Source organism: Winogradskyella immobilis (assembly GCF_021887715.1).
Taxonomy (GTDB): domain Bacteria; phylum Bacteroidota; class Bacteroidia; order Flavobacteriales; family Flavobacteriaceae; genus Winogradskyella; species Winogradskyella immobilis.
Genome location: NZ_JAIQXX010000019.1, coordinates 1 through 26,674, shown reverse-complemented (window position 1 = coordinate 26,674; position 26,674 = coordinate 1). Strand labels below are relative to the sequence as shown.

At 34.0% G+C, this 26,674-nt stretch carries 27 protein-coding genes; 16 read left to right on the top strand and 11 right to left on the bottom strand.

The annotated features are described in order from the left end of the window. The first annotated feature begins 80 nt into the window (after nt 1-80). From K8Z87_RS11880 to K8Z87_RS11865, 4 genes are all read left to right on the top strand, one after another. A complete protein-coding gene (locus tag K8Z87_RS11880; protein WP_227477788.1) occupies nt 81-2,867 on the top strand; it encodes a TonB-dependent receptor in 2,787 nt (928 codons plus the stop codon). A gap of 20 nt (nt 2,868-2,887) precedes the next feature. Then, entirely contained in the window at nt 2,888-4,486 is a 1,599-nt protein-coding gene (locus K8Z87_RS11875) for an SGNH/GDSL hydrolase family protein (protein ID WP_227477787.1), read from the top strand. A gap of 167 nt (nt 4,487-4,653) precedes the next feature. Continuing rightward, nucleotides 4,654-6,162, top strand: coding sequence for a F0F1 ATP synthase subunit beta (atpD, locus tag K8Z87_RS11870; RefSeq protein ID WP_227477786.1), 1,509 nt, complete (start codon nt 4,654-4,656; stop codon nt 6,160-6,162). Between the two features lie 46 nt (nt 6,163-6,208). Next, on the top strand, nt 6,209-6,484 hold the full coding sequence (locus K8Z87_RS11865; RefSeq protein WP_227477785.1) for a F0F1 ATP synthase subunit epsilon: 276 nt from the start codon (nt 6,209-6,211) through the stop codon (nt 6,482-6,484). A 78-nt stretch (nt 6,485-6,562) separates the two neighbouring features. On the opposite strand, the gene K8Z87_RS11860 is transcribed toward K8Z87_RS11865, so the two are convergent. The 10 genes from K8Z87_RS11860 to K8Z87_RS11815 all read right to left on the bottom strand — a co-directional run bounded on the left by K8Z87_RS11860 (nt 6,563) and on the right by K8Z87_RS11815 (nt 13,590). Beyond that, complete coding sequence (locus tag K8Z87_RS11860) at nt 6,563-6,721, bottom strand: hypothetical protein (RefSeq protein WP_227477784.1); 159 nt, start codon at nt 6,719-6,721, stop codon at nt 6,563-6,565. Between the two features lie 92 nt (nt 6,722-6,813). Next, nucleotides 6,814-7,368 (bottom strand): GNAT family N-acetyltransferase, encoded by a 555-nt coding sequence (locus K8Z87_RS11855; protein ID WP_227477783.1) that lies wholly within the window; start codon nt 7,366-7,368, stop codon nt 6,814-6,816. Nucleotides 7,369-7,373: 5 nt separating this feature from the next. After that, entirely contained in the window at nt 7,374-7,814 is a 441-nt protein-coding gene (locus K8Z87_RS11850) for a LexA family protein (RefSeq protein WP_227477782.1), read from the bottom strand. 49 nt (nt 7,815-7,863) lie between these two features. Further along, entirely contained in the window at nt 7,864-9,114 is a 1,251-nt protein-coding gene (locus tag K8Z87_RS11845; protein ID WP_227477781.1) for a Y-family DNA polymerase, read from the bottom strand. 226 nt (nt 9,115-9,340) lie between these two features. After that, complete coding sequence (locus tag K8Z87_RS11840; RefSeq protein WP_227477780.1) at nt 9,341-11,140, bottom strand: M61 family metallopeptidase; 1,800 nt, start codon at nt 11,138-11,140, stop codon at nt 9,341-9,343. Between the two features lie 144 nt (nt 11,141-11,284). Next, nucleotides 11,285-11,494, bottom strand: coding sequence for a helix-turn-helix domain-containing protein (locus K8Z87_RS11835; RefSeq protein WP_227477779.1), 210 nt, complete (start codon nt 11,492-11,494; stop codon nt 11,285-11,287). Nucleotides 11,495-11,497: 3 nt separating this feature from the next. Then, nucleotides 11,498-12,022 (bottom strand): DUF2975 domain-containing protein, encoded by a 525-nt coding sequence (locus K8Z87_RS11830; protein WP_227477778.1) that lies wholly within the window; start codon nt 12,020-12,022, stop codon nt 11,498-11,500. A 10-nt stretch (nt 12,023-12,032) separates the two neighbouring features. Next, nucleotides 12,033-12,527: a DUF2975 domain-containing protein gene (locus K8Z87_RS11825; protein WP_227477777.1), complete on the bottom strand. Its 495-nt coding sequence runs from the start codon at nt 12,525-12,527 to the stop codon at nt 12,033-12,035. A 5-nt stretch (nt 12,528-12,532) separates the two neighbouring features. Beyond that, the gene (locus K8Z87_RS11820) at nt 12,533-13,087 is read right to left on the bottom strand and encodes a DUF2975 domain-containing protein (protein WP_227477776.1); all 555 of its coding nucleotides are present in this window, start codon (nt 13,085-13,087) and stop codon (nt 12,533-12,535) included. A 71-nt stretch (nt 13,088-13,158) separates the two neighbouring features. Then, nucleotides 13,159-13,590 (bottom strand): hypothetical protein, encoded by a 432-nt coding sequence (locus K8Z87_RS11815; RefSeq protein ID WP_227477775.1) that lies wholly within the window; start codon nt 13,588-13,590, stop codon nt 13,159-13,161. Nucleotides 13,591-13,721: 131 nt separating this feature from the next. Here K8Z87_RS11815 and K8Z87_RS11810 point away from each other — a divergent pair, with 131 nt between their 5' ends. The 5 genes from K8Z87_RS11810 (at nt 13,722) to bioA (ending at nt 17,865) form a co-directional block, all read left to right on the top strand. Next, complete coding sequence (locus K8Z87_RS11810) at nt 13,722-14,255, top strand: hypothetical protein (protein ID WP_227477774.1); 534 nt, start codon at nt 13,722-13,724, stop codon at nt 14,253-14,255. Continuing rightward, nucleotides 14,255-15,385, top strand: coding sequence for an aminotransferase class I/II-fold pyridoxal phosphate-dependent enzyme (locus K8Z87_RS11805; protein WP_227477773.1), 1,131 nt, complete (start codon nt 14,255-14,257; stop codon nt 15,383-15,385). Before K8Z87_RS11810 ends, K8Z87_RS11805 begins: the two co-directional genes overlap by 1 nt. Before the next feature lie 19 nt (nt 15,386-15,404). Then, complete coding sequence (locus tag K8Z87_RS11800; protein WP_227477772.1) at nt 15,405-15,785, top strand: putative signal transducing protein; 381 nt, start codon at nt 15,405-15,407, stop codon at nt 15,783-15,785. Next, nucleotides 15,782-16,393 (top strand): dethiobiotin synthase, encoded by a 612-nt coding sequence (gene bioD / locus K8Z87_RS11795; RefSeq protein ID WP_227477771.1) that lies wholly within the window; start codon nt 15,782-15,784, stop codon nt 16,391-16,393. Before K8Z87_RS11800 ends, bioD begins: the two co-directional genes overlap by 4 nt. A 206-nt stretch (nt 16,394-16,599) precedes the next feature. Further along, nucleotides 16,600-17,865 carry an adenosylmethionine--8-amino-7-oxononanoate transaminase gene (gene bioA / locus K8Z87_RS11790; RefSeq protein ID WP_227477770.1) on the top strand — a complete coding sequence of 422 codons (1,266 nt, stop codon included), beginning with the start codon at nt 16,600-16,602 and terminating at the stop codon, nt 17,863-17,865. Here bioA and K8Z87_RS11785 read toward each other — a convergent pair. Beyond that, nucleotides 17,851-18,291, bottom strand: coding sequence for a cytochrome c oxidase assembly factor Coa1 family protein (locus tag K8Z87_RS11785; RefSeq protein WP_227477769.1), 441 nt, complete (start codon nt 18,289-18,291; stop codon nt 17,851-17,853). The genes bioA and K8Z87_RS11785 overlap by 15 nt on opposite strands. A 128-nt stretch (nt 18,292-18,419) precedes the next feature. Here K8Z87_RS11785 and K8Z87_RS11780 point away from each other — a divergent pair, with 128 nt between their 5' ends. The 7 genes from K8Z87_RS11780 to K8Z87_RS11750 form a co-directional block, all read left to right on the top strand. Next, nucleotides 18,420-19,568 carry a beta-ketoacyl synthase N-terminal-like domain-containing protein gene (locus K8Z87_RS11780; protein ID WP_227477768.1) on the top strand — a complete coding sequence of 383 codons (1,149 nt, stop codon included), beginning with the start codon at nt 18,420-18,422 and terminating at the stop codon, nt 19,566-19,568. Nucleotides 19,569-19,625: 57 nt separating this feature from the next. After that, entirely contained in the window at nt 19,626-20,264 is a 639-nt protein-coding gene (locus tag K8Z87_RS11775; protein WP_227477767.1) for a hypothetical protein, read from the top strand. Between the two features lie 39 nt (nt 20,265-20,303). After that, complete coding sequence (locus K8Z87_RS11770; protein ID WP_227477766.1) at nt 20,304-21,737, top strand: flotillin family protein; 1,434 nt, start codon at nt 20,304-20,306, stop codon at nt 21,735-21,737. Between the two features lie 108 nt (nt 21,738-21,845). Beyond that, the gene (locus K8Z87_RS11765) at nt 21,846-22,334 is read left to right on the top strand and encodes a hypothetical protein (RefSeq protein WP_227477765.1); all 489 of its coding nucleotides are present in this window, start codon (nt 21,846-21,848) and stop codon (nt 22,332-22,334) included. Between the two features lie 31 nt (nt 22,335-22,365). Next, nucleotides 22,366-23,460 (top strand): biotin synthase BioB, encoded by a 1,095-nt coding sequence (gene bioB, locus K8Z87_RS11760; RefSeq protein WP_227477764.1) that lies wholly within the window; start codon nt 22,366-22,368, stop codon nt 23,458-23,460. A 76-nt stretch (nt 23,461-23,536) separates the two neighbouring features. Beyond that, nucleotides 23,537-24,400, top strand: coding sequence for a cupin-like domain-containing protein (locus tag K8Z87_RS11755; RefSeq protein WP_227477763.1), 864 nt, complete (start codon nt 23,537-23,539; stop codon nt 24,398-24,400). 108 nt (nt 24,401-24,508) lie between these two features. Continuing rightward, the coding region (locus K8Z87_RS11750; RefSeq protein WP_227477762.1) for a hypothetical protein at nt 24,509-26,674 on the top strand (2,166 nt) is incomplete at its 3' end.

Here is a 26,674-nt window from a genome sequence, read left to right as displayed (position 1 = left end):
CATAATTTTATGAAAAATCATTGCCTACTTTTCATATATTTATTTAAATTGCTATCCTAACAAATTAATAAAAACTTAACATGAAAACATTTTTAAAGCTTTTTATAATGCTTTTTTGTGTCTTATCTTTTGCTCAAACCACAGTAAAAGGGAAAGTCATAGATGACAAAGGCTTACCTTTACCTAGTGCAAATATTATAATAGCTGGTTCAGCTACAGGTACTACTTCTGATTTTGAAGGTAATTACACGTTAACAACAGATTTAAACCCTCCATTTACAATTAAAATCTCTTATACTGGGTTTGAAACTAAAACTGAGCAAGTCACTTCTAATAATCAAACAATTAACGTCACTCTTATAGAAGGTAATGAATTAGATGAAGTTGTTATTTCTGCTTCTAGAACACCTGAACGTATTTTTGAATCTCCTGTAACTGTTGAACGTTTTGGAGCTAGAGAAATTAAAAATACAGCATCTTCTAGTTTCTACAACGGGTTAGAAAACCTTAAAGGAGTTGATATAAACACTGGTAGTTTAACTTTTAAACAAGTTAACACCAGAGGTTTCGCTGATTTTAATAATGGTAGGTTTGTACAATTAATTGATGGGGCTGATAATTCTATTCCTGCTCTAAATATAGTAATTGGTAATTTGGTAGGAGCTTCTGAGTTAGACGTAAAAAGTGTTGAGATTCTTCCTGGTGCATCTTCTGCTCTATATGGAGCTAATGCTTTTAATGGTATATTATTTATACAAACTAAAAACCCTTTTGATGACCAAGGTGTTAAAGCTTATGTGAAAACAGGATTTACTTCTCAAGATGCCGCAGGTGAAAACGAATATTATGATGTTGGTTTTAGAGGCGCACACAAATTTAGTGATAAATTTGCTGCCGAAATTAATTTTTCTTACTTGAAAGGTACAGATTGGTTTGCTAATAGTGAACAAGATATAGATACACCTGGAGGCACAAGACAATCTAATGTTAATTTTAATGGTTTAAATGTTTTTGGAGACGAAGTCTCTACAAATATCAGAGCTGCTTCTGGAGGTTTAGGAATTATTCCTGATGTAAATGTAAGTAGAACAGGATATAACGAACAGGACTTAACAGATTTTGATGCAGAAAGTGTAAAAGCAGATTGGACTCTAGCTTATAGACCTTGGGGAGATGATTTTGAGATTTCATACAATGGTCGTGTTGGAGTAGGTTCAACGGTATTTCAAGCTACAAACAGAAATTACTTAGACGATTTTTTCTTTCAACAACATAAAGTTGAAATAAAGAATGACAATTTCTTTGTACGTGGTTATGTAAATGATGATGATGCTGGTAATTCATATGACTTAGTATTCACGGGAATTAATATCAATAGAGCTTGGAAATCAGATCAACAATGGTTTGGCGATTATATTGGCGCTTTTGCTCTAGCCACTTTTGGTGGACAAAATGAAGGTGCTGCTCACGCTTTTGCTCGTGGTGTAGCAGATGAGGATTTTGATATTGATGCTTCAGGAAATATACTCACTGGAGAAGTCGATGGGGTTCGACGTTTAATTCCAGGAACACCTGAATTTCAACAAACTTTTGATCGAGTTACACAAAATCCTGATTTTTCTTCTGGGTCAAGTTTTCAAGACGAATCTAAATTTTACCATGTTGATGCAAATTACAATTTTAGTCACTTAATCGAAGATATTTTTGATTTACAAGCAGGTGGATCTTTTAGAGAAAATAGTTTAAATTCTAATGGAACCATCTTCACCGATAATAATAGTGGTATTACTTACAATGAAGTAGGAGCTTATGTTCAAATTCAAAAAGAATTAGTAGATGAACGATTAAAGTTAACTGGTTCTGGACGTTTTGATAAAAATGAACTTTTCGATGGCTTTTTTACTCCAAGATTCTCTGTTGGTTATACTTTAGGAGAAGAACGAAATCATAATATTAGAACTTCTGTTCAAACAGGGTTTAGAAATCCAACAAGTCAAAACCTATTTTTAGGATTAGATGTTGGTTCTGCTATATTGCTGGGGTCTGCACCAGGAAATCCTGAACGTTTTGAAAGAAATGTTTTTTTAAGCGACGGTACTCTAACGACACTTAATGGAAGTTTAGCATTTAATAATGCGTATACAGCTACATCTGCCGCTATTTTTGCAGCTACTGGTGATCCATCTGTTTTAGAAGTAGGGAATCTTAATCCAGTGATGCCTGAGCAAGTAACTTCCTTTGAAGTAGGCTATAGAAGTCAATTGTTTGATAAAAAAGTAACTATAGATGTAAATGGCTACTATAATACATTTAGGAATTTCCTCGCATCAGAAGTTGTAGTTTCTCCGTTAGTAGGGTCTGTTCTTGATGCTTCAGGTGTGCAAGCCTTAGCTGCTGGTAATTCTCAAGCATTTCAAGTCACCACAAATTCTGATGCAGATATAGAATCTTTTGGTGCAACTACCAGTATAACTACTAAAGTTTTTGGTGATTTTAATATTGGTGTCAATTATACATTTTCAGATTTTGAATTTGATCAAGATTCTGATCCTGATTTCAGACCAGGATTTAATACCCCTAAACATAAAGTAAAGGCTTCATTTGGTAACAGCGAATTATTTAAAAACTTTGGTTTTAACATAGCATGGCGTTGGAGTGATTCTTATTTCTGGCAAGCCCCATTTGCAGATGGTAATGTGCCTGCCTTCAATACTGTAGATCTACAAATCAATTATAGTATTCCTAGTATAAAATCAAACTTTAGATTAAGTGCTTCAAATCTTACTGGTAATGAATTTATTACTGCTATTGGTCCTGGACCTGTTGGCTCAATATTTTTATTCTCATGGACAATTAATAATTTATAAAAATGAAAAAGAATAATATTATGAAAACAAAATATATATGGTTATGTCTTCTCTTTGCCGCTTTTACAGCGTGTAGTGATGATGACGATAACATTCAGGTTGATCCTATTCCAGAATTAACCGCTGGTAATGCCGATTTTTCAAGTTTTGTATCTATAGGTAATTCATTAACCGCAGGATTTACAGATAACGCCTTGTTTCAAGCAGGTCAAAATAATTCGTTTCCTAATTTATTATCTCAACGCTTTGCTTTAGTTGGCGGAGGTAACTTTAACCAACCGCTTACTAATGATAATATTGGAGGATTATTAGCTGGAGGCAATCAACTTCCTGGATTTAATCCTAGATTATTTTTTGATGGTTCAGGACCAACAACGCTTCCTGCAACACCTACAACTGACATATTTTCAAATAACCCTACAGGTCCTTTTAATAATATGGGTGTTCCTGGTGCTACAAGTTTTCAAGTTGTATTTAATGGTCTTGGTAATCCTGCAGGTCTCCAAACAAATCCTCCTACGGCTAATCCTTATTTTATAAGAATGGCAACTTCTCCTAATTCATCTATGCTAGAAGATGCTATAGCACAAAATCCTTCTTTTGTATCATTATGGATTGGAAATAATGATGTACTAGGATTTGCAACTAGTGGAGGTGATGAAAACATTAGTAATATTACACCTGTTCCTTTATTTAGTGCTTCTCTAGATGCTATTATGTCTACTATGTCAGGTAGGCAAGGAGTTATGGCTAACATTCCTGATGTGACTACAATACCGTTTTTTACTACGGTACCTTTTGCGCCTTTAAGCCCAGCTGACCCAAGTTTTGGATCTCAAATCCCAACACTAAACACAATATATGGAGCCTTAAATGGTGTTTTTGCATTCTTACAATCACAAGGCCTTACTGCTGCTGCCGGACGTGAAGTTGTATTTGTTACCGATGCCGCTAGCCCTGTAGTTATTGTAGATGAAACATTGGTAGATTTATCTGCTCAAATCACTGGAGTTTTATTACAGAACCCTACATTCCCAGATTTCTTAGCACAATTTGGGTTACCAGCTCAAGCAGCGCCAATTGTTGCTAATCTATTTGGATCTACTTTTGGTCAAACACGTCAAGCCAATGCTGATGATCTATTAACTCTAACGAGTGCCTCTATAATTGGTACTGTAAACCAAACTGTAGCAGGTAGTTTAGTTCAACAAGGATTACCACCTGAATTAGCTGGTCAGTTCGCTGTAGAAGGCATAACCTCACCTCTAGCAGATCGCTTTGTATTATTGCCAAGTGAGCAACAAGCTATTTCTGATGCTACGACAACTTTCAATTCAATGATTGAGTCTGCTGCTACTGCTGCTGGCTTTGCTTTTGTAGACGCTAATAGTATTCTTAGCGGAGACTTAACATCTGGCAATTTTACTCTATCAACAGAACTCGTTACTGGTGGCGCATTCTCTTTAGATGGTGTTCATCCTACGGCTAGAGGTTATGCATTGATTGCTAATGAGTTTATGAGGTCTATTGACGCTACTTATGGTTCTAATTTTGAAGCTTCCGAAAACTTCTATGATATAGGAGATTTCCCAACTAATTATTCACCAGCGTTACAATAATACAAGTCTAAAAACATAAGAAAAATGCACTCAAATTGAGTGCATTTTTTTTGCTTAAAAAAGCTTTGCAAAAACACTTTTATATTTAAATAAAACTATATCTTTGCAGCGCGAAAAACCGCGTGTTTTTCTTAATTAAATTATTGCAAAACAAAAACATATAAGTAATGTCAAAAGTTACAGGTAAAGTTGCACAAATTGTAGGTCCAGTTATCGATGTTGAATTCGCTGCTGGCTCAGAGCTTCCAAAGATTTACGATTCATTAGAAATTAATAACCAAGATGGTTCTAAATTAGTATTAGAGGTACAATCTCACATTGGTGAAGATACCGTACGTACTATTGCTATGGATTCTTCAGATGGATTAAGTAGAGGAACAGAAGTTCACGCAACTGGTGCTCCTATACAAATGCCTATTGGTGGTGATGTTTATGGTCGTTTATTTAATGTAATTGGTGATGCTATTGATGGATTAGGTGATTTACCTAAAGCTGGTGATGCCGGTTTACCAATTCACAGACAAGCACCTAAGTTTGAAGATTTATCAACATCTACTGAAGTTTTATTTACTGGTATTAAAGTTATCGATTTAATTGAGCCTTATGCAAAAGGTGGTAAAATTGGTTTATTTGGTGGTGCAGGTGTTGGTAAAACAGTATTAATCCAAGAGTTGATTAATAATATTGCTAAAGGTCACGGTGGTCTTTCTGTATTTGCAGGTGTTGGTGAACGTACTCGTGAAGGAAACGATTTACTTCGTGAAATGTTAGAATCTGGTATTATTAAATACGGTGATGATTTTATGCATTCTATGGAAGATGGTGGATGGGATTTAACTAAGGTTGACAAATCTGCTATGAAAGATTCTAAAGCAACTTTCGTTTTTGGACAAATGAATGAACCTCCTGGAGCTCGTGCTCGTGTGGCACTTTCAGGATTAACTATAGCAGAATATTTCCGTGATGGAGCTGGAGATGGACAAGGTAAAGATGTATTATTCTTCGTGGATAATATCTTCCGTTTTACACAAGCTGGTTCTGAAGTATCTGCATTATTAGGTCGTATGCCATCTGCGGTAGGTTACCAACCTACACTAGCAACAGAGATGGGAGCGATGCAAGAACGTATTACATCTACTAAAAAAGGGTCTATTACATCTGTACAAGCAGTTTATGTACCTGCGGATGATTTAACAGATCCTGCACCGGCAACAACGTTTGCCCACTTAGATGCAACAACAGTATTATCTCGTAAAATTGCTGAGCTTGGTATTTATCCTGCGGTAGATCCGTTAGATTCTACATCTCGTATTTTAACGGCTGACATTTTAGGTGATGAACACTATAACTGTGCACAACGTGTAAAGGAGTTATTACAACGTTATAAAGAATTACAAGATATTATTGCCATCTTAGGTATGGAAGAATTATCTGAAGAAGATAAAATGGCTGTAGGTCGTGCACGTCGTGTACAACGTTTCTTATCTCAACCTTTCCACGTAGCTGAACAGTTTACAGGAATCCCAGGTGTATTAGTAGATATTAAAGAAACTATTAAAGGGTTTAATATGATTATGGATGGTGAATTAGATCACTTACCAGAAGCGGCATTTAACCTTAAAGGATCTATTCAAGAAGCTATTGAAGCTGGAGAAAAAATGTTAGCAGAGGCTTAAATTAAGACTTCCGATTTCTCGGAAGCTTTTAAATAAAATTTAAAAGATGTATTTAGAAATTGTATCACCAGAAGCTACCTTATTTAGCGGAGAAGTAACTAGCATTGCTGTTCCTGGAGTTCATGGAGAGTTTGAAATGCTTAATAATCACGCTCCTATTGTATCGTTATTAAAAGCTGGTCAAGTAAAAATTTATGGAGACATTACTCTAGAAGAAGATGTTGAAACTAAATTTACTAAAGATGCTAATGGTACATTTTTAGAGATCAATTCTGGAACAATTGAAATGAAAGATAATAAAGTGATTGTTTTAGCTGATTAATACTTTCACTTTATAAAAAACAAAAAAGCTTCAAGAAATTCTTGAAGCTTTTTCTATTATATCACATTGTTATTGCCTCTATAAATTAGAAGCTATACCTTCATAAATACGATCTTGAAATGCAACTAGAATTAGCTTAATACTATCTATAAAGAAATACACACATAATATCATAATCAAAAATAATGCAGCATTTCTTATCATTTCAACTCTTAAATTCTCTTCAGAAGTATTCATAATGATGGTATGGTTAGTTAGTAGTTAACCAAATATACTAAATTTTTAACAAAATATTAAGATTTATGCTAGCATTTTTATATTGATTTTAATCAGTGCCATTTCCAAATGATAAGTTCCCAATCTTCGCCATTTTCGGTATGCTCATCTAAAACTTCAAATCCTACAGATTTATGAGCTTTAGAAGAACGTGTGTTTTTAGTATTAACTTCGGTAATTACAGCATCAAAATCCGATTCTAATTCTATTTTAAAATGAGTGTATAGCTTTTTAAACAAACCTTGTTTACGAAATGTTTTGTCTATACATATTTGCCCCATGATTAAATACTTTAAGCGCAATAGGTTTTTAGATTCTATAATTGTATCCATATACTCAAACATAGGTTTTAATATAAGTACATCATCTCTAAATGTTTCTAACATACAAAGCGCATAACCCACAACAACGCCATTTGCTTTTGCTATAATATGTGGGCAAGCATCATTCATACGTTTTAAAACATCAAATGTATGTTCTACTGTAACATAACCTTCAGTTTTAATTGTGCTATCCTTTAAAACTGCTTTTATATTACGTTGCTGTAATTCTAAAATTTGTTGTAATTCTTCAGAAGTTTCTGCACGTTTATAGATAACTTCTACCACGATTATTATACTCTTTTTATAACATTAGTAACAATACCCCATATCACAAAATTATTTTCTTTAGTGATTTTAATAGGTTGATAGCTTGGGTTTTCGGGTTGTAACCACAATTCGCCATCACTCATCTTTAAACGTTTTACAGTGAATTCGCCATCTAAAAAACAAACCGCTATCTTATTATGAGTTGGGTTTATACTACGATCAATCACCAACAAGTCATTATCATCTAATCCAGCACCAATCATCGATTGTCCACTTACCCGTGCAAAAAATGTGGCTTCTTTATTTTTAATTAATTCTCTATCTAAAGACAGACGTTGTTGTTTGAAATCTTCGGCTGGTGAAGGAAACCCTGCTGAAATTCCCGTATCAAAAAAAGGAATGTCGATGTTACTAAAATGGTCTGGCGTAAAGAAGGTAAGTGATTCGGAACGATGTAACAACATAAGGCGTGGATTATTAATGATTTTATAAAGTTACGGATTTTTTGAAACTTTATTTCACAACAATAATATCATTAATATCTGTAGTGTATTTTGGTGACAAACGTTCTTGACGCATTTTCCAAGTGCGTTCTAAATCTTGGTTCCCTAGTTTTATTTTGTAATCGCCATACTTGGCATTCAGTATATCAACAGTATTCATTAAAGGTTGATGCTTTGGGTTTTCGGCTTCAAACAAATCCATCTGGAAATTATCTGTAGGCACCAATCCGGTAACAATTACGCCAGCACGTTTATATTTAATTCCTGCTTTGAATATAGATTTAACTGCTTTTACAGCTTCGCCACTAATAATAAGCGATGAATTTGTAGGGTATGGTAATTGTACAACCGCACTTACACGATGTTGTTCTACATTTTTTTTATGGCGATCACTGCGTAACATTACATAAATTGCATAGCAACTTGAGCCTTGTGCTCTTAGTTTTTCGGCACAACTACTGGCAAAGGTAGAAATACGCTCTTTTATATTTTCAATATCCGAATAGGTGTATTCAAAACTTCGTGTAGTGGCAATAGCACGTTTGGTTTCAAAATTATCTAAGGATAGTTTTGAAATGCCTTCTAATTCTTTTTTAAGGCGCCATTCTACTATAGAAAACGTGCTACGCACCCATTCCTCTGGTAGTTGTACAAAATCGTAAGCAGTTTTACAACCTTTAGCTTTAAGTCGTTTTTGCAAGGCATGACCAATACCCCAGACGTCTTTTAACTTTGTCCACTTCAGAGCTTTAATACGCTTTTCTTCAGAGTCAATGACATAAACACCTTTGGTTTCTTTAGGGAATTTGCGTGCAATTTTATTAGCTACTTTACTCAACGCTTTGGTAGGTGCAATGCCTACAGAGGTTGGAATACCAACCCACTGTAAAATACGTTGACGTATTTGTAAACCAAAATCTGTGTCCTCTTCTAAATTATTGAATTCTATAAAGGCTTCGTCAATACTATACACCTCAACATTGGGTGTAAATTGTTCTAAAATAGACATCACCCTACTGCTTAAATCGCCATACAGTGGGTAATTGGAAGATAGTACTTTAATGTTGTGCAATTTGCAAAAACCTTCCCATTTAAAAATGGGCGCACCCATTGGTAAACCTATGGCTTTAGCTTCGTCGCTACGCGAGATGATACAGCCATCGTTATTGCTTAAAATAGCAACTGGTTTGTCTTGCAAATTCGGGTTAAATACTCGTTCGCAAGAGGCATAAAAGTTATTACAATCTACGAGTGCAAGCATAGGTTTAAAGGTACGGTTTGTGAGATTCTGAAACAAGTTTAGAATGACAACTCTGAGTGACAAATTTTAAATAAAGTATGTATGCGTTAAGGATTGTAACGGCATCCTCCCAATTTAATTGGGAGATATAGTGGAAAGCCTGACCACGCAATTATTGAGCTTGTCTCAATAATTGCGTGGGAACGCCCAAAACAAACAACTTATAAATACTGTTTCAGGAAGTGCATTACTTAGCACCTAACCAAGCCTCGCGATTGGTTTTAGCTTCTGCATTCTCTGCATCAGACAGCGCAATACTATACGATGGGTCTTTTTGAAAGGTTAATTGCGTTGTTCTCACCTCACCTAAACGCTCGTACGTTACCGTTACTGTATCGTTAGGTTTGTATTGGCTAATGGCATCGTTAAGTGATTTGGTTTCTGTAAGTGTTGTTTTTCCTACTTTAAGCAATTTATCGCCTTTTTCTAAACCTGCGTTATACGCTGATGAACCCATTGTTACGTTAGCAGTAATCACCTGATTTCTTATAAACCCACCAAAAGAAACACGATTGTCATTTTTGGTTACATTTATACCCACGGTTTTAAACAAACGCTCGTAATCTGGCATTCCGCTTTTATAGATGTAGTTATTGAAAAAAGCATCACCAAACTCTGCTCCTGCATATGCGTTTAAGGTAGTGTGTAAATCTTTAACGGTGTAATAATCTTCAACTTTTCCGTAGGTGTTCCAAACCAATTTCATATAATCATCAAGGTTTAAATTTTGCTCACGCAATGATAAATCTAAAGCTAGTCCTAAAACACTTCCGTAAGTATAATAAGAAATAAAGGTGTTGTTACGGTTAATATCGTCTACCGAACGTGCCGCATCTACAAATGGGGCTTGGTAGCTCATTTCGATAGGGTTGAAAAATTGTCGCCCTGGGGAATTCCACACGTAATTGAATCCACCTGTTAATCCGCGTACATAACGCTCAGGCGTCATTAAACCTGCACGGGTAATCATTAAATTGGTATAGTAACTGGTAAAGCCTTCGGCAAACCAGAGTTCGCCACTCATATTGGCTTCTTCAAAATCGAAAGGGTCTAAACTTTGCGGACGGATACGCTCGACATTCCAACAGTGGAAAAACTCGTGCGATACGGTTCCTAAATTTCCCGAAAGTCCGCCATTAGCCAAACTGCGTGTACTGGTTACAATGGTAGAATTACGATGTTCCATACCATCGCCCGAAGCATTTGGGATATAACAGCCTAAAAAGGTGTATTCGCCATAATCGTATTTTGGCAGCTCACCAAATACGGCTTCTTGTTGTAATACTACTTTTTTAACGCTTTCAAAATAGGCATCAAATTCGGCTTCTATACCGTTATGATGCAATGCGAAATTCACTTTTTGGTCGCCTACATCAAACGAGCGTACACTATGATTACTAACCTCAGTTGGGCTATCCATAAAATATTGTAAATCTCTAGCGTAATAGGTGTTGCCTTCGAGGTGTTTTAATTGTGTGGCGACTTTCCAATTGAAATCTTTACGTACATTAAAGGTGACTTCTATTTCGTTATTAGCCAAAACGGGGGCATACATAAACGTTGCTGGAATATTGAGGTGTGCGTGCGTTTCATCGACTTGTGCATAGGTGCCATCACCACGATTGGCATATAAAATATAGCTGACGTTTACTGTACCATTGTGACCGTTTACAATCCAAGAATATGGGTCTGGGCGAGATGTTTCTAAGGCATTTCCTGCGTCATCAGTTACTTTTACATCGTATACGTTTTTCATAAACTCATGCAAGGCATAACGTCCTGGTGAAGTACGACTCATTCTGAATTCAAACTCACCTGTTGGGATTCCTGAAAATGTAGCATTAACTAAAGCTTCGTGATGTACCGCATTTTCAAAAGAAATCGTATAGGTTGATTTTCCGTCTATAGAAGGTAAGGCTTCTGATGTTTCACTTTGTTTGCATTGAAATAAGCTTAAAAATACTAATAGTAAAAGTACACGTTGCATGATCTTGAATTTTTGAGCAACTAAGATAGTATTTTTAGGGTATTAGTCTGTTGTGAAGTTATATCAAAAAAATGTTCTCGAAGTATTTTTTTTATCTCGACTGCGCTCGATACGACAGAAAACACTTAAACTGAAAGATGATAATTACTCATCGTCTATATATTCTAAAATATCACTAGGTTGACAATCGAGTGCTTTACAAATGGCTTCTAAGGTAGAAAACCGAATGGCTTTGGCTTTCCCGGATTTTAAGATAGATAGATTAGCCGTAGTAATACCAATAATCTCTGCCAAATCTTTGCTTTTCATTTTACGTTTGGCAAGCATCACATCTAAATTTACGATTATTGACATAGCTTAGATGGTTAGGTCGTTTTCTCGTTGCACTTTTAAACCTTTTTTAAATACTGCTGTTATAATCAATGTGGAAAGACCAGCTAAAACAAAAGCCAAATTACTATACAATACATCTTCAAAAAACCAGCTTTCTCTCCAAGTGGTAATATTATAGATTAAAGCATATAAAAATGGTACAAAATTAACTATTGCAAATATTCGTAATATGGTAATGACTTTCCTTGAAAAAACACTTTCTGCACTTACGCTTTTGAATATTAACGAAACTATAAAAAGGTATAAACTCAAATAACCTATATTAAATAATCCTCTTTTTCTTAATTCGTTATAGTTATCTGGCTCTGTATAAACTAAACCATCACTAAACTTTTGTACTATATATTTTCCATCTTCAGAATACTGTAAATCTTCTCCGACAAGCATATTTGTTACCCTGTAAATAGTAACGAGCATTAAAAGTATTGACATAGTTAAGAACACCCTATATAGTATTGATGCTATAGATTTATTACCAAACATTTTCATAATCATACTTTTATATTGTTAAATCGTTTTCTTTTTTATTGAGATACGCGCGTTTAAACACTTCTCCAAATGTTAATAATGTAGAACCTATAAAAACAGTTAGACCGAAACCGATTATATTTTTACCTGGATCAAATAACCTAATCATGAATATGATTGCGCTATACATCATAAATAAATTCCCACACTTCATTAATGCTTTATAATTCATTTCTGTAAATAAGCATTTTTTTTCGAATTCTTGAATCAGATTAAAATATTTAAACATCCCTACCAATAACAATGACAGTGACAGAAAACGAAGCGTTTGCCAAAAGAATCGCATATAAAATCCTGATTCACTTTTTATAATATTATAACTCATCTCATTAAAATCTTTATCTATAAAACTTCCTTTAATAAGTGCTGTTATCCAAGGATGGTAATATAACCAGCCATAATAAAGTATTCCTGCTATAAATAAAAGCACTATGATTTGCTGATATTTTAGATTTCTTTTATTCATTTCAATTATATCGTTAAATCGTTTTCTTCTTTAAGCAATTGCCCTTCTTTAAAAACACTGCTAAACACTAATAAAAAGAGGCCTATAATTAATAGAAAGAAATTGGTTCCTCCAATAGCAGATAATATAGCGCCCAAATAACTCCAAACACTAGAATCCGTTGTCTGCATTAAATTAGTAACACCAATCTGACCTCCTAAATTTCCTCCATATGCCAACCTATTGGTTAAATTTTTAATCATAAACACGCCTACTATTCTTATGAAGCTTGTACCCAAAGCAATAATGATGAATAAACGTCCCGATTTTTTTAAATTAGAAATCACCTCTTCAGAATAAAAACGTTGTTCTTGTATTGGAGCAATGCACTTTCTTAAATAATTAATTGCTAGTATAAAAAGTACAAAAGCTATAACTGATGCAATTGGACCAATCCATACTTGCCAAGGAAATCTATCATTAAAAAGCATATTGAAACCTTGTAAAAATGGTGGAAATAAATCCTCAAAAAATAGTAGTAATATAAAGCATATAATCCCTAATCCGAGTAAAACTATCATTCCCCAAAAAATGATAGTGATTAAGATTTTTAAAAGCTTGATGGTTTTCATGGCGATAAAAGATGATTATTTTAATTTAGTGAAGTCATTCCATTTTGATCAATGGCTTGCTTATGGTTTTTACCAAGAGAAAAACTAAGGTCTGTCCAAGCAGTACCTTCTAAACCTTTCAGCTTAAGTCCATCTTCTGTCCTAGTTACAGTAAACAAAAAATCGGCAAGATTTTTATCTTTCACAGAAGATGCTTCTTCTAATATTATTGCTCCATATTCATCAACAGCTTGGGAACGATCATTATTAAGGTCAAATGATAAATATATCCATGCACTGCCTTCCACACCTTGCATTTTAATCCCATCTTCAGTATGTTCAATAATTATTTTAAAATCTTTTAGATCTACTGCTTTTTTTTCTTGAGCCATTAATTTTGAGCATATATTCAATGCTAAAAAAACTGCTAACACATAGTTAAATTGCTTTTTTAAATTTACTGTCGTTTTCATGATTGTGATCTAATAATTATTGTTTAACGATAACAAATATATAATAAAATTATCGAAAAACAATAATTTTTTATTAAAAAGGTTATTTCTATTATCGAGATTTCAATTCAATAATAGGTATCTTTGTTAAGATGATTGAAAAAGAATTTACCATAAGAGAGCCCAAAACTACAATTGGAATAAGCATACTCATTGCATTTATATTAACCGTTTACTTTGCGCTTTGTTATTATTTCTTCACTGAAAATGAAGATAAATCATCAACTATTCTTTATCTTATTATTCTAGGCTTTTTTGTATTTAAATATATGATAATGCCTGGTTTAACTACAAAAGCAATACATCTAAATTTTAGTTATCTTAAAATTAAACACGAAATGAGTATCGGCCCTTTTACATTTCGAAAAAGATGGAAAGATTTAAAAGAACTAGAATATATATCAGTTTTTAAAACGGAGAATGGTTATGAAGTAAATTTATGGCATAACAAAAATGAAATCATCAATTTGTTTGTTTTTGATAACTTTGATGAAGTTATCGAAAAAGCTTTTTTCTTTGCTGAAAAATTAAAAATTGATTTGTTAGACGCAAGACAAAAGGGCTATCATAAATGGATAGATAAAGATGAATATAGATTAACAGGTGAAATCGTTTACATAGATTGATGCTACCAAAAAAGCTCCATAAAAAATTAGAAGATCGTAAAGTTAACAATGCTTTTAGGCAGTTAAGTACGTCTGATACTCTAATCGACTTTTCATCTAACGATTATTTAGGGTTTTCTAAATCTGAAACTATTTTTAATGCTACTTATAACCAGCTAAAATCTCAGAATAACACTCAAAATGGCGCTACAGGTTCTCGTCTTTTATCTGGTAATCATCAATTACATGAGCAATTAGAAACGACACTTAGCAAGACGCATCATTGCGAAAGCGCTTTGGTTTTTAATTCGGGTTACGATGCTAATATTGGTTTTTTTTCATCTGTACCTCAACGCGGAGATATTATTTTATACGATGAATTTTCGCATGCCTCTATACGTGATGGCATATTACTTAGTCATGCAAAATCATATAAGTTTAAGCATAATGACTTAAGCAACTTGAAAGAGATGCTGAAACGAGTTCAGCATGACAATATAGAAATCTATATTGTCACTGAATCTGTGTTTTCTATGGATGGTGATTCTCCAGGTTTAGAAGAGCTATCAAAATTATGCAAAGATTATAGTGCAAACCTCATTATAGATGAAGCCCATGCTCTTGGCATCTTTGATTATGGATTAGTACAACAAATGCAACTAGAGAATGAAGTTTTTGCTAGAATTGTAACTTTTGGTAAAGCGTTAGGTTGCCATGGTGCTGCTATATTAGGCTCTCAAGATTTAAAAGATTATCTGATTAATTTTTCTAGGTCATTAATCTACACAACTGCACTTCCGCCACATTCTGTAGCAACCATACAGATGGCTTATAATAAATTGGTTTCTGATTCTTTAAAAGAAGTAAGTAAACTTCATAGTAATATTGCATTTTTCAATGCCGAAGTAAAAAGACTTCAGCTTCAAGCTAAATTTATAACAAGTAATTCTGCCATCCATTGTTGTATTATTTCGGGTAATACTGAAGTAAAATCTATAGCACATCAACTTCAAAATAAAGGATTTAATGTAAAGCCTATTTTATCACCAACAGTATCTATTGGAGATGAGCGGTTACGGTTTTGCTTACACAGTTATAATTCTGAAAAAGAAATTTCGGAAGTCTTAAGCTTGTTAGCTACCTTTGTGTAGCACAAAATTTAATTTATAGATGAAAGATAGTTTTTCTAAACTCGCTGTTTTTGAATACTCAACAGAAGCACAGGTTATAAAATCTAAATTAGAGTCTGAAGATATCAGAACATTTTTAGCAGACGAAAAAACTATTGATGCTGATCCTTTACTAAGTCAAGCTATTGGTGGTGTTAAGTTATTTGTTCATAATGATGATCTAAAGAAAGCCACTGAAATATATAATAGGATAAGGAGCTATCGTAAAGATGAAAACGGTAATGATATTCATTGTCCAAAATGCAATTCAACTCATATTTTAATGGCGCCTCCAAATCAAAAAAATATACTATATATGTTGTTTCCTTTTTTTGAAAAAAGTAAACACATCTGTAATGATTGTAAAACTGTTTTTAAATGAACACCTATTTCGTTACTGGAATTTCAACAGATGTAGGAAAAACAATAGCTTCAGCTATTTTAGTAGAAGCGCTTAAAGCCGATTATTGGAAGCCTGTTCAAGCTGGCGAATTAGACAATAGCGATACGCATAAGGTTAAACGCCTCATTTCAAATACTGCTTCTATTTTTCATCCTAATAGTTATGCTTTAAAAACGCCTATGAGTCCTCATGGTGCAGCCGAAATTGATGGATTAACCATAGACTTAAAACAACTTAAGCGCCCAAAAACCAAAAACAATCTGATCGTCGAAGGAGCTGGCGGATTGATGGTGCCACTAAATAATTCTGAAACTATTTTAGATCTTATACAACCAAAAGATAAAGTTATAGTCATTTCTCGGCATTATTTAGGAAGTATTAATCATACACTTTTAACAATTAACACATTAAAAGACAAAGGATTTGATATCGCTCTAATTTACAGTGGTGACGAACATAAGTCTACAGAATCTATTATTAAAAAAATGACTGGAGTTGAAGTTATTGGCAGAATAAATGACGAGCCCTATTTTGATAAAAATGTGATTAAGGAATATGCGAGAGTTTTTAAAGAAAATTTGAATTGAAAGATTGTCATTCCTGCCTTCGCAGGAATCTCATGAAGAAGGTAAATCCTGCAAGGTTTTAAAAACCTTGTAGGTATATAAAAGAAAATAGACCATACCTACAAGGTCAAAAAAAGACCTTGAAGGAAAAGATTATAAGTAATACTTAAAAAATTCCTGCTGTAGTTTATCTCGAGCGAAGTCGAGAGGCAGAAATGACAGAAAATATGACATTACAAGAACGCGATAAAAAACACCTTTGGCATCCATTAAAACAGCATCAGCTCAACCCTGATAGTTTAGCTATTGTAAAAGCCAAAGGTTGTCTATTAACTGATGAAAATGGCAATGAATATATCGACGCCATTGCTTCATGGTATACCTGTATGTTTGGGCATTGTAATGATTATATCATTAATAAAGTCTATAAACAAATGCAGCAATTAGACCAGGTGATGTTTAGCGATTTCACGCATCAACCAGCTATTGAATTATCTGAAAAATTAATTGCTATTTTACCTGAAGGTCAAGCTAAAATTTTCTTTAATGACAATGGCTCTACTGCTGTCGAAGCTGCAATTAAAATGGCGTTGCAATACTATTTTAACAACGATGAAAAACGTTCTACATTTATTGCTTTTGAAAATGGTTTTCACGGAGATACTTTTGGCGCAATGGGAGTCTCTGGCTTATCTGTTTACAATGGCCCATTTGAAGATCTTTTAATTGAAGTAAAGCGGATTCCTGTTCCTGATGGATCTAATCATGATGTTATTTTAAGCAAACTAAAGTCGATTTCTGAAGAGTGTAAAGTTGCAGGATTTATTTATGAACCTTTAGTACAAGGTGCTGCCGGAATGAAAATCCATGATGCTAATGGATTAAATGAAGTTCTTAAATTTTGCAAAGCCAATAGCATCTTAACTATTGCTGACGAAGTCATGACTGGTTTTGGAAAAACAGGGCGTCATTTTGCTTCAGATTATATAGATACTAAACCCGATATTATTTGTTTAAGTAAAGCCTTAACCGCTGGTTTAGTTCCTATGGCAATTACTTCTTGTTCGCAAAATATTTACGATGCGTTTTTAAGTAATGATATAGCTAAAGGCTTTTTTCATTGCCATACGTATTCAGGTAATCCCATTGCTTGTGTTGCCGCAATTGCTAGTATTGAGCTTTTAACCTCTAAAGAGACACAAGATAATATTCAGCGAATTACAGAATCACATACTGTGTTTAATATACGAATTAAGAATCATCCTAAAGTAAAATCTACACGACAATTAGGAGTTATTTTTGCTTTAGATCTAGATACCAATATGCAACGGTACGGAAGTTTAAGAGATCAGCTTTTAAAATTCTTTATGGATCGTGGTGTGTTTTTAAGACCACTTGGTAATACTATTTATATACAAGTGCCTTATGTTATTACAAACGCACAATTAGAAAAAGTGTATGCTACAATTGAAGCGGCGTTAGAAATCGTCTAATGCTTCTTCCTTGTTTGTTTCTAATAGATTAATCGTTTCTATTTCCCCATCTATTTTTACATAAAGTAATTTGTAAGCCCATTCATTACTTATTTTTTCAGCACTAACCACAATATTACCTTCGTCTTTAGGGCCTTTTATTGGTATTGTTAATTCTGCCGTGGTAGATCCGTTAGAATAATTATAACTTGTGTTTCCTATACCATTCGTCTCAATCGGAGTCCCTAAATATTCAATAACTCTTTCATCTTCTATGGCTTCGGCATAAGCATGCGTAAAAGGCTCTGACTCTTTTATCGTATCAGTTACTTTATAAATTATTCCACCGACAACCACAACTACAACTACTATTAACGTTAAACAACCTCCACCTAAAACCCATCCCCAATTTTTTGCAAACCAACTTTTTTGTCTTTGTTCTTCCATAATATTGTAATTGATATCTCAATGTAAGTAATCTAAAACACGAATATGTTACAAAAAGATAATAAATTGTATAGGTTCGTTTTTAGACTTGTGTTTAAATCTTACTTTTGCTTTTTAATATATTTATATTGAATCAACCCATTTCCATAACTGCCATTTCTTCTATTTCTCCTTTAGGTTTTCAATCAGAATCTATTTGGAGAAATTATAGATCTAACCGTCATTTTTTTTCTGAAATAAATGGAGATTTAGTAGCACAACTTTCTGAAGAAGCAAAACAAGATATTGCTAAACTTCGCAATTCTAATTCTAAATATAAGCAATTAGATGATTCAGTATTATACGGAATATATGCTGCTCGAAAAGCAGTACAACAAGCCGGTTGGCAAGCAGAAGATAATTTTGGAATAAATGTAGGCTCGTCTCGTGGAGCTACAGGTTTATTTGAAACGTATTTTAAAGATTTTTTAGATAAGAATAAGGCTAAACCTTTAAGCTCACCAACAACAACTTTAGGGAATATCTCTTCATGGATTGCGCACGATTTACAGACTAAAGGTCCAGAGATTTCACATTCCATTACCTGTTCTACAGCACTGCATTCTATGCTAAATGGAGTGGCTTGGTTACAATCTGGTTTATCTGATAAGTTTTTAGTAGGAGGAAGCGAAGCTCCATTAACGCCATTTACTATAGCTCAAATGAAAGCGCTTAAAATTTATTGTCATTCAGAACAAAGTGAAGAATCTTATCCTTGCAAAGCTTTAGATTTTAATAAAACTAAAAACACCATGATTCTTAGTGAAGCTGCTGCAATGGCTTGCTTAGAATTAGGCAAAAAAGAGCATGCATTAGCTTTTATTGAAGGCATTGGTTATGGCACAGAACCTTTAGAGCATAACGCCTCTTTATCTACAAATGCCGATTGTTTTCAACGTTCAATGACAATGGCTTTGGGTAAATTAAAGCCTGACGACATTGATATTATTGTTACTCACACACCCGGAACTGTAAAAGGAGATTTAGCAGAATACAATGCAATAAAACAGATTTTTTGTAACAAAATTCCTGCTTTGACTACTAATAAATTGAAAGTAGGTCACAGTCTAGGAGCTTCCGGATTATTAAGTATAGAAATGGCCGTACTTATGCTTAACCATCAAACATTTATTGACATTCCTTACTTGGAGCAATCGCATCCAAAAAAGATTTCAAAAATTATGATTAATGCCGTCGGCTTTGGTGGTAATGCAGTGACTATTTTACTTTCAAAATAAGATTGCGCAGTCTTATAATGGTCGTATATTTATTAACGCATTTTAAATCTTAACATTATGACTGAATGGTTTTCAAATTTAGAATTTTTACCTAAGATATATTGGCTAGTTGCTATTATTGGTTCTTTGACTTTTTCGGTAGTAATGCTAATGGCATTTGCAGGCGGAGACGGTGATGGCATTGAAGATATGGACTCTGATATGGATGCAAGTGCTGGATTTCAATTCATCTCCTTTAAAAACTTGGTGGGCTTTTTCACCATCTTTGGCTGGAGTGGAATCGCGTGCATTGATGCTGGCCTTTCAACTCCACTAATCATAATTATTTCAGTTATTTCTGGATTATTAATGATGATGATCATGGCTGCGCTATTCTATTTTATTAGCAAACTCACGGATAGCGGAACATTAAAGTATAAAAATGCAATCGATGCTATTGGCGAAGTTTATTTAACCATTGGCGCAGATCGTTCTAAAATGGGTAAAGTAAACGTTAGTGTGCAAGGCACTATGCGAGAGTTAGATGCACTGACAGATTCATTAACAGAATTAAAATCTGGAACTATTATAAAAGTCCTCGATGTCACTTCTAACGGAATACTTGTTGTTGATCGCACACGGAAACCTATAGAAGTCTCTAACATAGAAAATGAAAAGTTGCAGACAGGTGAGAACCATTTATTAAGCAATGATTAAACTTAAAATAACTCAATACTAACCATTAAAATATACTATATGAAATTACTGAGCATACAAGAGAACTTTAACATGGAAAGCATAGGCGGTCCTATGCTATTAATATTTGTCGTATTATTTGTAGTATTAACTTTAATTATTTTAATTAAACGTTATAAACGCTGTCCATCAGATAGAATACTGGTCGTTTATGGAAAAGTTGGCGGCGGACAATCTGCTAAGTGTATTCATGGTGGAGCTGCATTTATTATTCCTGTTATTCAAGATTACGAATTTCTAGATTTAACTCCAATCTCTATTGAAGTGAATCTGGTTAATGCCTTATCTAAACAAAACATTCGTGTTAATGTGCCGTCTCGTTTTACCATTGGTATTTCTACTGAGCCAGGTATTATGCAAAATGCTGCAGAGCGTTTATTAGGATTAGGACAAAATGAAATTCAAGAATTAGCACAAGAGATCATTTTTGGTCAACTGCGTTTAGTAGTAGCCTCAATGGATATTGAAGAAATTAATAATGATCGTGATAAATTCTTAACTAATATCTCACAAAGTGTAGAAACTGAATTAAAGAAAGTTGGATTAAAATTAATCAACGTAAACATTACAGATATCGTTGATGAGTCTGGCTATATTGAAGCACTTGGTAAAGAAGCTGCAGCACACGCAATTAACGCCGCTCGTAAATCGGTTGCTGAGAAAACTAGAGACGGATCTATTGGTGAAGCCAACGCTGTACAAGATGAAAGAACACAAGTTGCTGCTGCAAATGCACAAGCTGTAGAAGGAGAGAATACCGCTAAGATTGCTGTTGCTAATTCGGACTCGTTACGTCGTCAACGTGAAGCGGAAGCAGAACGTGTGGCAATAGCATCTGAGAAAGTACAAACGGCAAAAGCATTAGAAGAGTCTTATGCTGCTGAACAACTAGCAGAGGTTGCAAGAGCTGAGCGTGAACGTTCTTCTCAAATGGCTGATATTATTGTTCCTGCTGAAATTGATAAACGTAAAGTGGAAATTGATGCTGAAGCAGAAGCTGAAAACATTAGAAGAATAGCCAAAGGACAAGCAGATGCCATTCTCTTTAAAGCACAGGCTGAAGCTCAAGGACAATTTGAAGTTTTAACAAAACAAGCTGCCGGTTTACAAGAAATCGTAAAAGCTGCTGGAAATAGTAGTAGAGATGCCGTATTATTATTAATTGCAGACAAATTACCTGAATTAGTAAAAATACAAGCTGATGCTATCAAAAATATTAAAATTGATAAAGTGACGGTTTGGGATAATGGCGGTAATGGTGAAAACGGAAAATCGTCAACTGCTAATTTCTTATCTGGCATGTACAAGTCAGTACCACCTTTACAAGAAATGTTTAATATGGCTGGTATGGATTTACCTGAGTATTTAAAAGGGAAAGACAAAAAAGACGATACTATTGAAGATGCTGAAGTAGAAGAATCTGAAGATAAATAACACCTTATAAACCTGCAAGGTTTTTGACACCTTGTAGGTTTATACAATTTACAAGCAATACCTACAAGGTGTCAAAAACTTTACAGGATAAAGCGTCATAAATCTTAAATGAATCTTATTTTCATGGATGTATTTATATTTAAAAGACAACTTCCCATATGGAAACTAGTTCTTGGAGTTCTAGCATTAGTAGTTGGTATCATTTCATTATTCTCTGACTTTATAGGTTTTGCCGTTATTGGTATTGGTATTTATATGCTTTTAATTGAAGGTTCGGAATTCAATTTTAAAGATAGAAAATATAGGAAAACAAAATCGATATTAGGAGTTACTATTGGGAAATGGCAAGAGCTTCCAGAAATAGAATACGTTTCCGTTTTTAAAACAAATGAAACTACCACAATAAGACAAACATCTGCCGAAGCAAATGTTACTAATGAAGTCTTAAAACTAAACTTGTTCTATAACACAAATAAAAGAATTGAAGCCTATAATACCTACGATATAAATGATGCTTTTAAAAAAGCCAAACAAATTGCTACACTATTAAATGTTGATATTTTAGATGCCACAGAGCGAGAATCTAAATGGTTATAGTTATTTTTGCTTTTCAAAGATTTGAATTTTTATGAGTACAGTAAGGCACGATTGGACAAAAGAACAAATTCTAGACATATACAATACTCCGTTAATGGAATTGTTGTATCAAGCAGCTACAATACACCGTTTACATCACGATCCAAATACGGTTCAGGTCTCTACGTTGTTATCTATAAAGACTGGTGGATGTCCTGAAGATTGCGGATATTGTCCACAAGCAGCGCGTTATCATACCAATATTGAAGGGAATGATTTAATGTCTGTACAACAAGTAAAAGCGCAAGCATTGCGTGCAAAATCATCTGGAAGTTCAAGAGTTTGTATGGGAGCCGCTTGGAGAAATGTAAAAGATGGTCCAGAATTCGATCAGGTTTTAGAAATGGTGCGTACCATTAATAAACTCGATATGGAAGTTTGCTGTACTTTAGGTATGGTTACAGAAAACCAGGCGCAAAGATTAGCTGAAGCTGGTTTGTATGCTTACAATCATAATTTAGATTCGTCTGAAGAATACTATAAAGAAGTGATTTCTACACGTGGTTTTGAAGACCGTTTAGAAACTATCGATAATGTTCGCAAAACGAATGTAACCGTTTGTTCTGGAGGAATTATTGGTATGGGTGAAAAAATTGAAGATAGAGCTGGTATGCTTGTCGCATTATCTACACTAGATCCGCAACCAGAATCTACTCCTATTAATGCTTTAGTTGCTGTTGAAGGTACTCCTTTAGAAGATCAACATCCAGTTTCTATATGGGATATGGTGCGTATGGTAGCTACAACGCGTATTGTATTACCAGAAACTCAAGTGCGTTTAAGTGCAGGAAGAACACAAATGACTCGCGAAGGACAAGCCATGTGCTTCTTTGCAGGTGCTAACTCAATTTTTGCAGGAGACAAGTTATTAACAACTCCAAATCCAGATGTTAATGAGGATATGGAGATGTTTAAATTATTAGGTTTAAATCCTCAAAAACCATTTACTAAAAAAACACAGCCACAGACTGTTGAGGCCGTTGATTCTGAGTTACAATCTTTAGGCGAAAAACCAAAATGGACAAGGCCAGAGCATAAGATTGAACGCAATGAAGACGCAAAGCAAAAAGCTAAAGTTTTAAAATAATTCGTTAAACTTCATTCTATACTATTTATTTTTAGATAACGTTTTATTAACTTTGAGTTATTAAAATCAATCAATATTGCAATTAAACCTCCAAGATATTCCTCGTGTAAAAACGATTACAAAATCAGATTTTATTAAAAACTATTTTAAACCACAAAAACCTGTGGTTATAGAACGTTTTATTGAAGACTGGCCAGCATACACTAAGTGGAATTTAGATTACATGAAAGATATTGCTGGTGATGTAACTGTGCCTTTATATGACGATAGACCAGTAGATTATAAAGATGGTTTTAATGAAGCCCATGCTAAAATGAAAATGAGCGAATATGTAGATTTGCTTAAACGAGAGCCTACTAAGTATCGTATTTTTCTTTGGAATATTTTAAAAGAAGTGCCGCAACTTCAAAAAGATTATACATTTCCCGATTTTGGATTACGACTCATGAAAGGTTTACCTATGCTCTTTTTTGGAGGTAAAGACTCTCATACTTTTATGCATTATGACATTGATTTAGCTAATATTTTTCATTTTCATTTTGAAGGCAAAAAGCAATGCATTTTGTTTGATCAGAAACAGAATAAACATCTTTATAAAATTCCACATTCTTTAATTACGAGAGAAGATATCAATTTTGCAAATCCTGATTTTAAAAAATGGCCTGCTCTTAAAAATGCTAAAGGTTGGGTATGTGATCTTAATCATGGAGAAGTCTTGTATATGCCTGAAGGTTATTGGCATTACATGCGCTATATAACTCCTGGCTTTTCTATGAGTTTACGTGCTATTGCTCGCAATCCTAAAAACTTAGGTAAAGCTATATATAACATCTTAATTATGCGCAGTTTTGATAATATTATGCGAAGGCTTAGAGGTCAAAAATGGATAGATTGGAAAAATGAGCAAGCCATTTCTCGTACTACGAAAGACAATCTATAACATAAGAATAAATGTCTTAATATGAACACTATATTGTATTTGAAGTAAGAATTTTCATTTATTAATCGTATATTTTTCTATCTTCGCAATATCATTTTTTAATGCCCTATGATTAAAAAATATTGCTCTTTTATATTACTAATATTAGTTTTTAATATTAGTTTTTCTCAAACTACACTTTCTGCAGGTGATATAGCAATCACAGGCTACAATAATGACGGTGATGATCAAATCGCTTTTGTATTATTAACAGATATTACTACGGGTACAGTAATTAACTTTACAGATAGAGGTTGGTTAAATACTAATGCGTTTAGAGCAGGTAATACAGGAAGAGAAGGTACATTAACTTGGACTTCAGATACTGACCTCCCTTGTGGCACTCAAATTACTATTCAATCAGCTGATGATGGTACTTTAGCCATTATTCCAAATATTGGAACTCTTACTGAAACCGATGATTTTGAATTTAGAGGCAATGGAGATCAAATTATTGTATATCAAGGTTTAGATACAAATCCAACTTTTATATATGCTTTAAATTATAATGCTCCTGGATGGACAGCAACCGCAGGATCTCAGCAAGAATCAGCTATTCCTACAGGGTTAACAGACGGAATTAATTCTATTGATATTGGTGGTGATGATGATAATGGTGCCTATAATTGTACTATTACCAATGACCCAGCGTTAATATTAGCTGCTGTATCTGACATTAATAATTGGACAACTACTGATGGAGCAGGAGATCAATCTTTAACTCTAGCACAATGTAATTTTTCTTGTGATATTCTTAACCCAGGTGATATTGTTATTACAGGTTATAATAATGATGGTGATGATCAAGTTGCTTTTCTATTGTTGACTGATATTTCCGCAGGTACTCAAATTAATTTTACAGATAGAGGTTGGCTAGACACAAACGCTTTTAGAGTTGGAGATACAGATAGAGAAGGTACACTTACATGGACTGCTACTACAGCAGTTACATGTGGCACACAGATCGTTATTCAATCCGATAATGACAGTACTTTAACTATTATCCCTAATATAGGAACACTTACTGAAACTGATGACTTCGAATTTAGAGGCAATGGAGATCAAATTATTGTATACCAAGGCTTAGACTCAAATCCGTCTTTTATATATGCTTTAAATTATAATAACCCTGATTGGACTGTTACTGCTGGAAGTCAACAACAATCTGCAATCCCTACTGGTTTGGTTAATGGAGTAAACTCAATTAATATTGGTGGTGATGATGATAATGGTGCCTATAATTGTACTATTACCAATGACCCTAAGTTAATATTAGCTGCTGTATCTGACATTAATAATTGGACAACTACCGATGGAGCAGGAGATCAATCCCTGGCTCTAGCACAATGTAATTTTTCTTGCCAACTATGCCTTACAACAGCAACTTGGGATGGTACATCATGGGATAATATTACAGGCCCAAACAATTCTATAGCTGCTATTATTAATGGAGATTATGATACCATAGTTAATGGAGGTAGTTTTTCCGCGTGTAGTCTAACTATAAATTCTGGAACTCTAGCTATTAAAGGTGGTAATTTCATTGAGATAATTAATAATGTTATTGTTAATGGTGGAAGAATTACTACAGAAACTCAAGGTACATTTGTACAACGTGGTAATGGTAGTGATGCAGGTACGTTTACTAGTAGTGGAGGAAATTCTGATGTGATTAAAACAACTGCTATCTTAGCCAACTGGTTCGATTATACTTATTGGAGTTCCCCGGTTGAAAATGAAACTACTGATTCTGCCTTATTTCCAGCCAATCCAAGTTTTCGATTCTGGTTTAATGCAAATAATTTTATTGATGAAGATGGTGATGGCATTGATGATGATGCTAATGCATGGACTAGAGAAACAGGAAGTTTCCCTATGACCCCAGGACAAGGATTTGCAGCCACACATAATGCTGCTATTTTTATGCCTAATACAGCTTATGATTTTACTTTTAACGGTCCATATAACACGGGTGATATTACTTATCCTGTTGTGAATAATACAGCTAACTATCAATCGTTTCATTGGAATTTAATAGGTAATCCATATCCTTCTGCAATTGATACTAATCTCTTTTTTGCTACAAATTCTGCTGTTATAGAAGAAGTTGCTTATTTATGGTCTCACGTAAGACTTCCCTTAGGCACAAACCCTGGAAACGAAGTCTTAAACTTTAGTCAAAACGATTATATCACTATAAGCACTATGAGTGTTGCAGGTAATGGCACTGATATT

What these genes read in the sequence shown, in the direction of transcription:
- K8Z87_RS11825 (WP_227477777.1), bottom strand. Translation starts at nt 12,527, where the DNA reads ATGAATAAAAGAAATCTAAAATATCAGCAAATCATAGTGCTTTTATTT.
- K8Z87_RS11820 (WP_227477776.1), bottom strand. Translation starts at nt 13,087, where the DNA reads ATGATAGTTTTACTCGGATTAGGGATTATATGCTTTATATTACTACTA.
- K8Z87_RS11800 (WP_227477772.1), top strand. Translation starts at nt 15,405, where the DNA reads ATGAAAGATAGTTTTTCTAAACTCGCTGTTTTTGAATACTCAACAGAA.
- K8Z87_RS11875 (WP_227477787.1), top strand. Translation starts at nt 2,888, where the DNA reads ATGAAAACAAAATATATATGGTTATGTCTTCTCTTTGCCGCTTTTACA.
- bioD (WP_227477771.1), top strand. Translation starts at nt 15,782, where the DNA reads ATGAACACCTATTTCGTTACTGGAATTTCAACAGATGTAGGAAAAACA.
- bioB (WP_227477764.1), top strand. Translation starts at nt 22,366, where the DNA reads ATGAGTACAGTAAGGCACGATTGGACAAAAGAACAAATTCTAGACATA.
- K8Z87_RS11810 (WP_227477774.1), top strand. Translation starts at nt 13,722, where the DNA reads ATGATTGAAAAAGAATTTACCATAAGAGAGCCCAAAACTACAATTGGA.
- K8Z87_RS11805 (WP_227477773.1), top strand. Translation starts at nt 14,255, where the DNA reads ATGCTACCAAAAAAGCTCCATAAAAAATTAGAAGATCGTAAAGTTAAC.
- K8Z87_RS11770 (WP_227477766.1), top strand. Translation starts at nt 20,304, where the DNA reads ATGAAATTACTGAGCATACAAGAGAACTTTAACATGGAAAGCATAGGC.
- K8Z87_RS11830 (WP_227477778.1), bottom strand. Translation starts at nt 12,022, where the DNA reads ATGAAAATGTTTGGTAATAAATCTATAGCATCAATACTATATAGGGTG.
- K8Z87_RS11840 (WP_227477780.1), bottom strand. Translation starts at nt 11,140, where the DNA reads ATGCAACGTGTACTTTTACTATTAGTATTTTTAAGCTTATTTCAATGC.
- bioA (WP_227477770.1), top strand. Translation starts at nt 16,600, where the DNA reads ATGACATTACAAGAACGCGATAAAAAACACCTTTGGCATCCATTAAAA.
- K8Z87_RS11880 (WP_227477788.1), top strand. Translation starts at nt 81, where the DNA reads ATGAAAACATTTTTAAAGCTTTTTATAATGCTTTTTTGTGTCTTATCT.
- atpD (WP_227477786.1), top strand. Translation starts at nt 4,654, where the DNA reads ATGTCAAAAGTTACAGGTAAAGTTGCACAAATTGTAGGTCCAGTTATC.
- K8Z87_RS11815 (WP_227477775.1), bottom strand. Translation starts at nt 13,590, where the DNA reads ATGAAAACGACAGTAAATTTAAAAAAGCAATTTAACTATGTGTTAGCA.
- K8Z87_RS11775 (WP_227477767.1), top strand. Translation starts at nt 19,626, where the DNA reads ATGACTGAATGGTTTTCAAATTTAGAATTTTTACCTAAGATATATTGG.
- K8Z87_RS11785 (WP_227477769.1), bottom strand. Translation starts at nt 18,291, where the DNA reads ATGGAAGAACAAAGACAAAAAAGTTGGTTTGCAAAAAATTGGGGATGG.
- K8Z87_RS11835 (WP_227477779.1), bottom strand. Translation starts at nt 11,494, where the DNA reads ATGTCAATAATCGTAAATTTAGATGTGATGCTTGCCAAACGTAAAATG.
- K8Z87_RS11865 (WP_227477785.1), top strand. Translation starts at nt 6,209, where the DNA reads ATGTATTTAGAAATTGTATCACCAGAAGCTACCTTATTTAGCGGAGAA.
- K8Z87_RS11850 (WP_227477782.1), bottom strand. Translation starts at nt 7,814, where the DNA reads ATGTTGTTACATCGTTCCGAATCACTTACCTTCTTTACGCCAGACCAT.
- K8Z87_RS11765 (WP_227477765.1), top strand. Translation starts at nt 21,846, where the DNA reads ATGAATCTTATTTTCATGGATGTATTTATATTTAAAAGACAACTTCCC.
- K8Z87_RS11845 (WP_227477781.1), bottom strand. Translation starts at nt 9,114, where the DNA reads ATGCTTGCACTCGTAGATTGTAATAACTTTTATGCCTCTTGCGAACGA.
- K8Z87_RS11860 (WP_227477784.1), bottom strand. Translation starts at nt 6,721, where the DNA reads ATGAATACTTCTGAAGAGAATTTAAGAGTTGAAATGATAAGAAATGCT.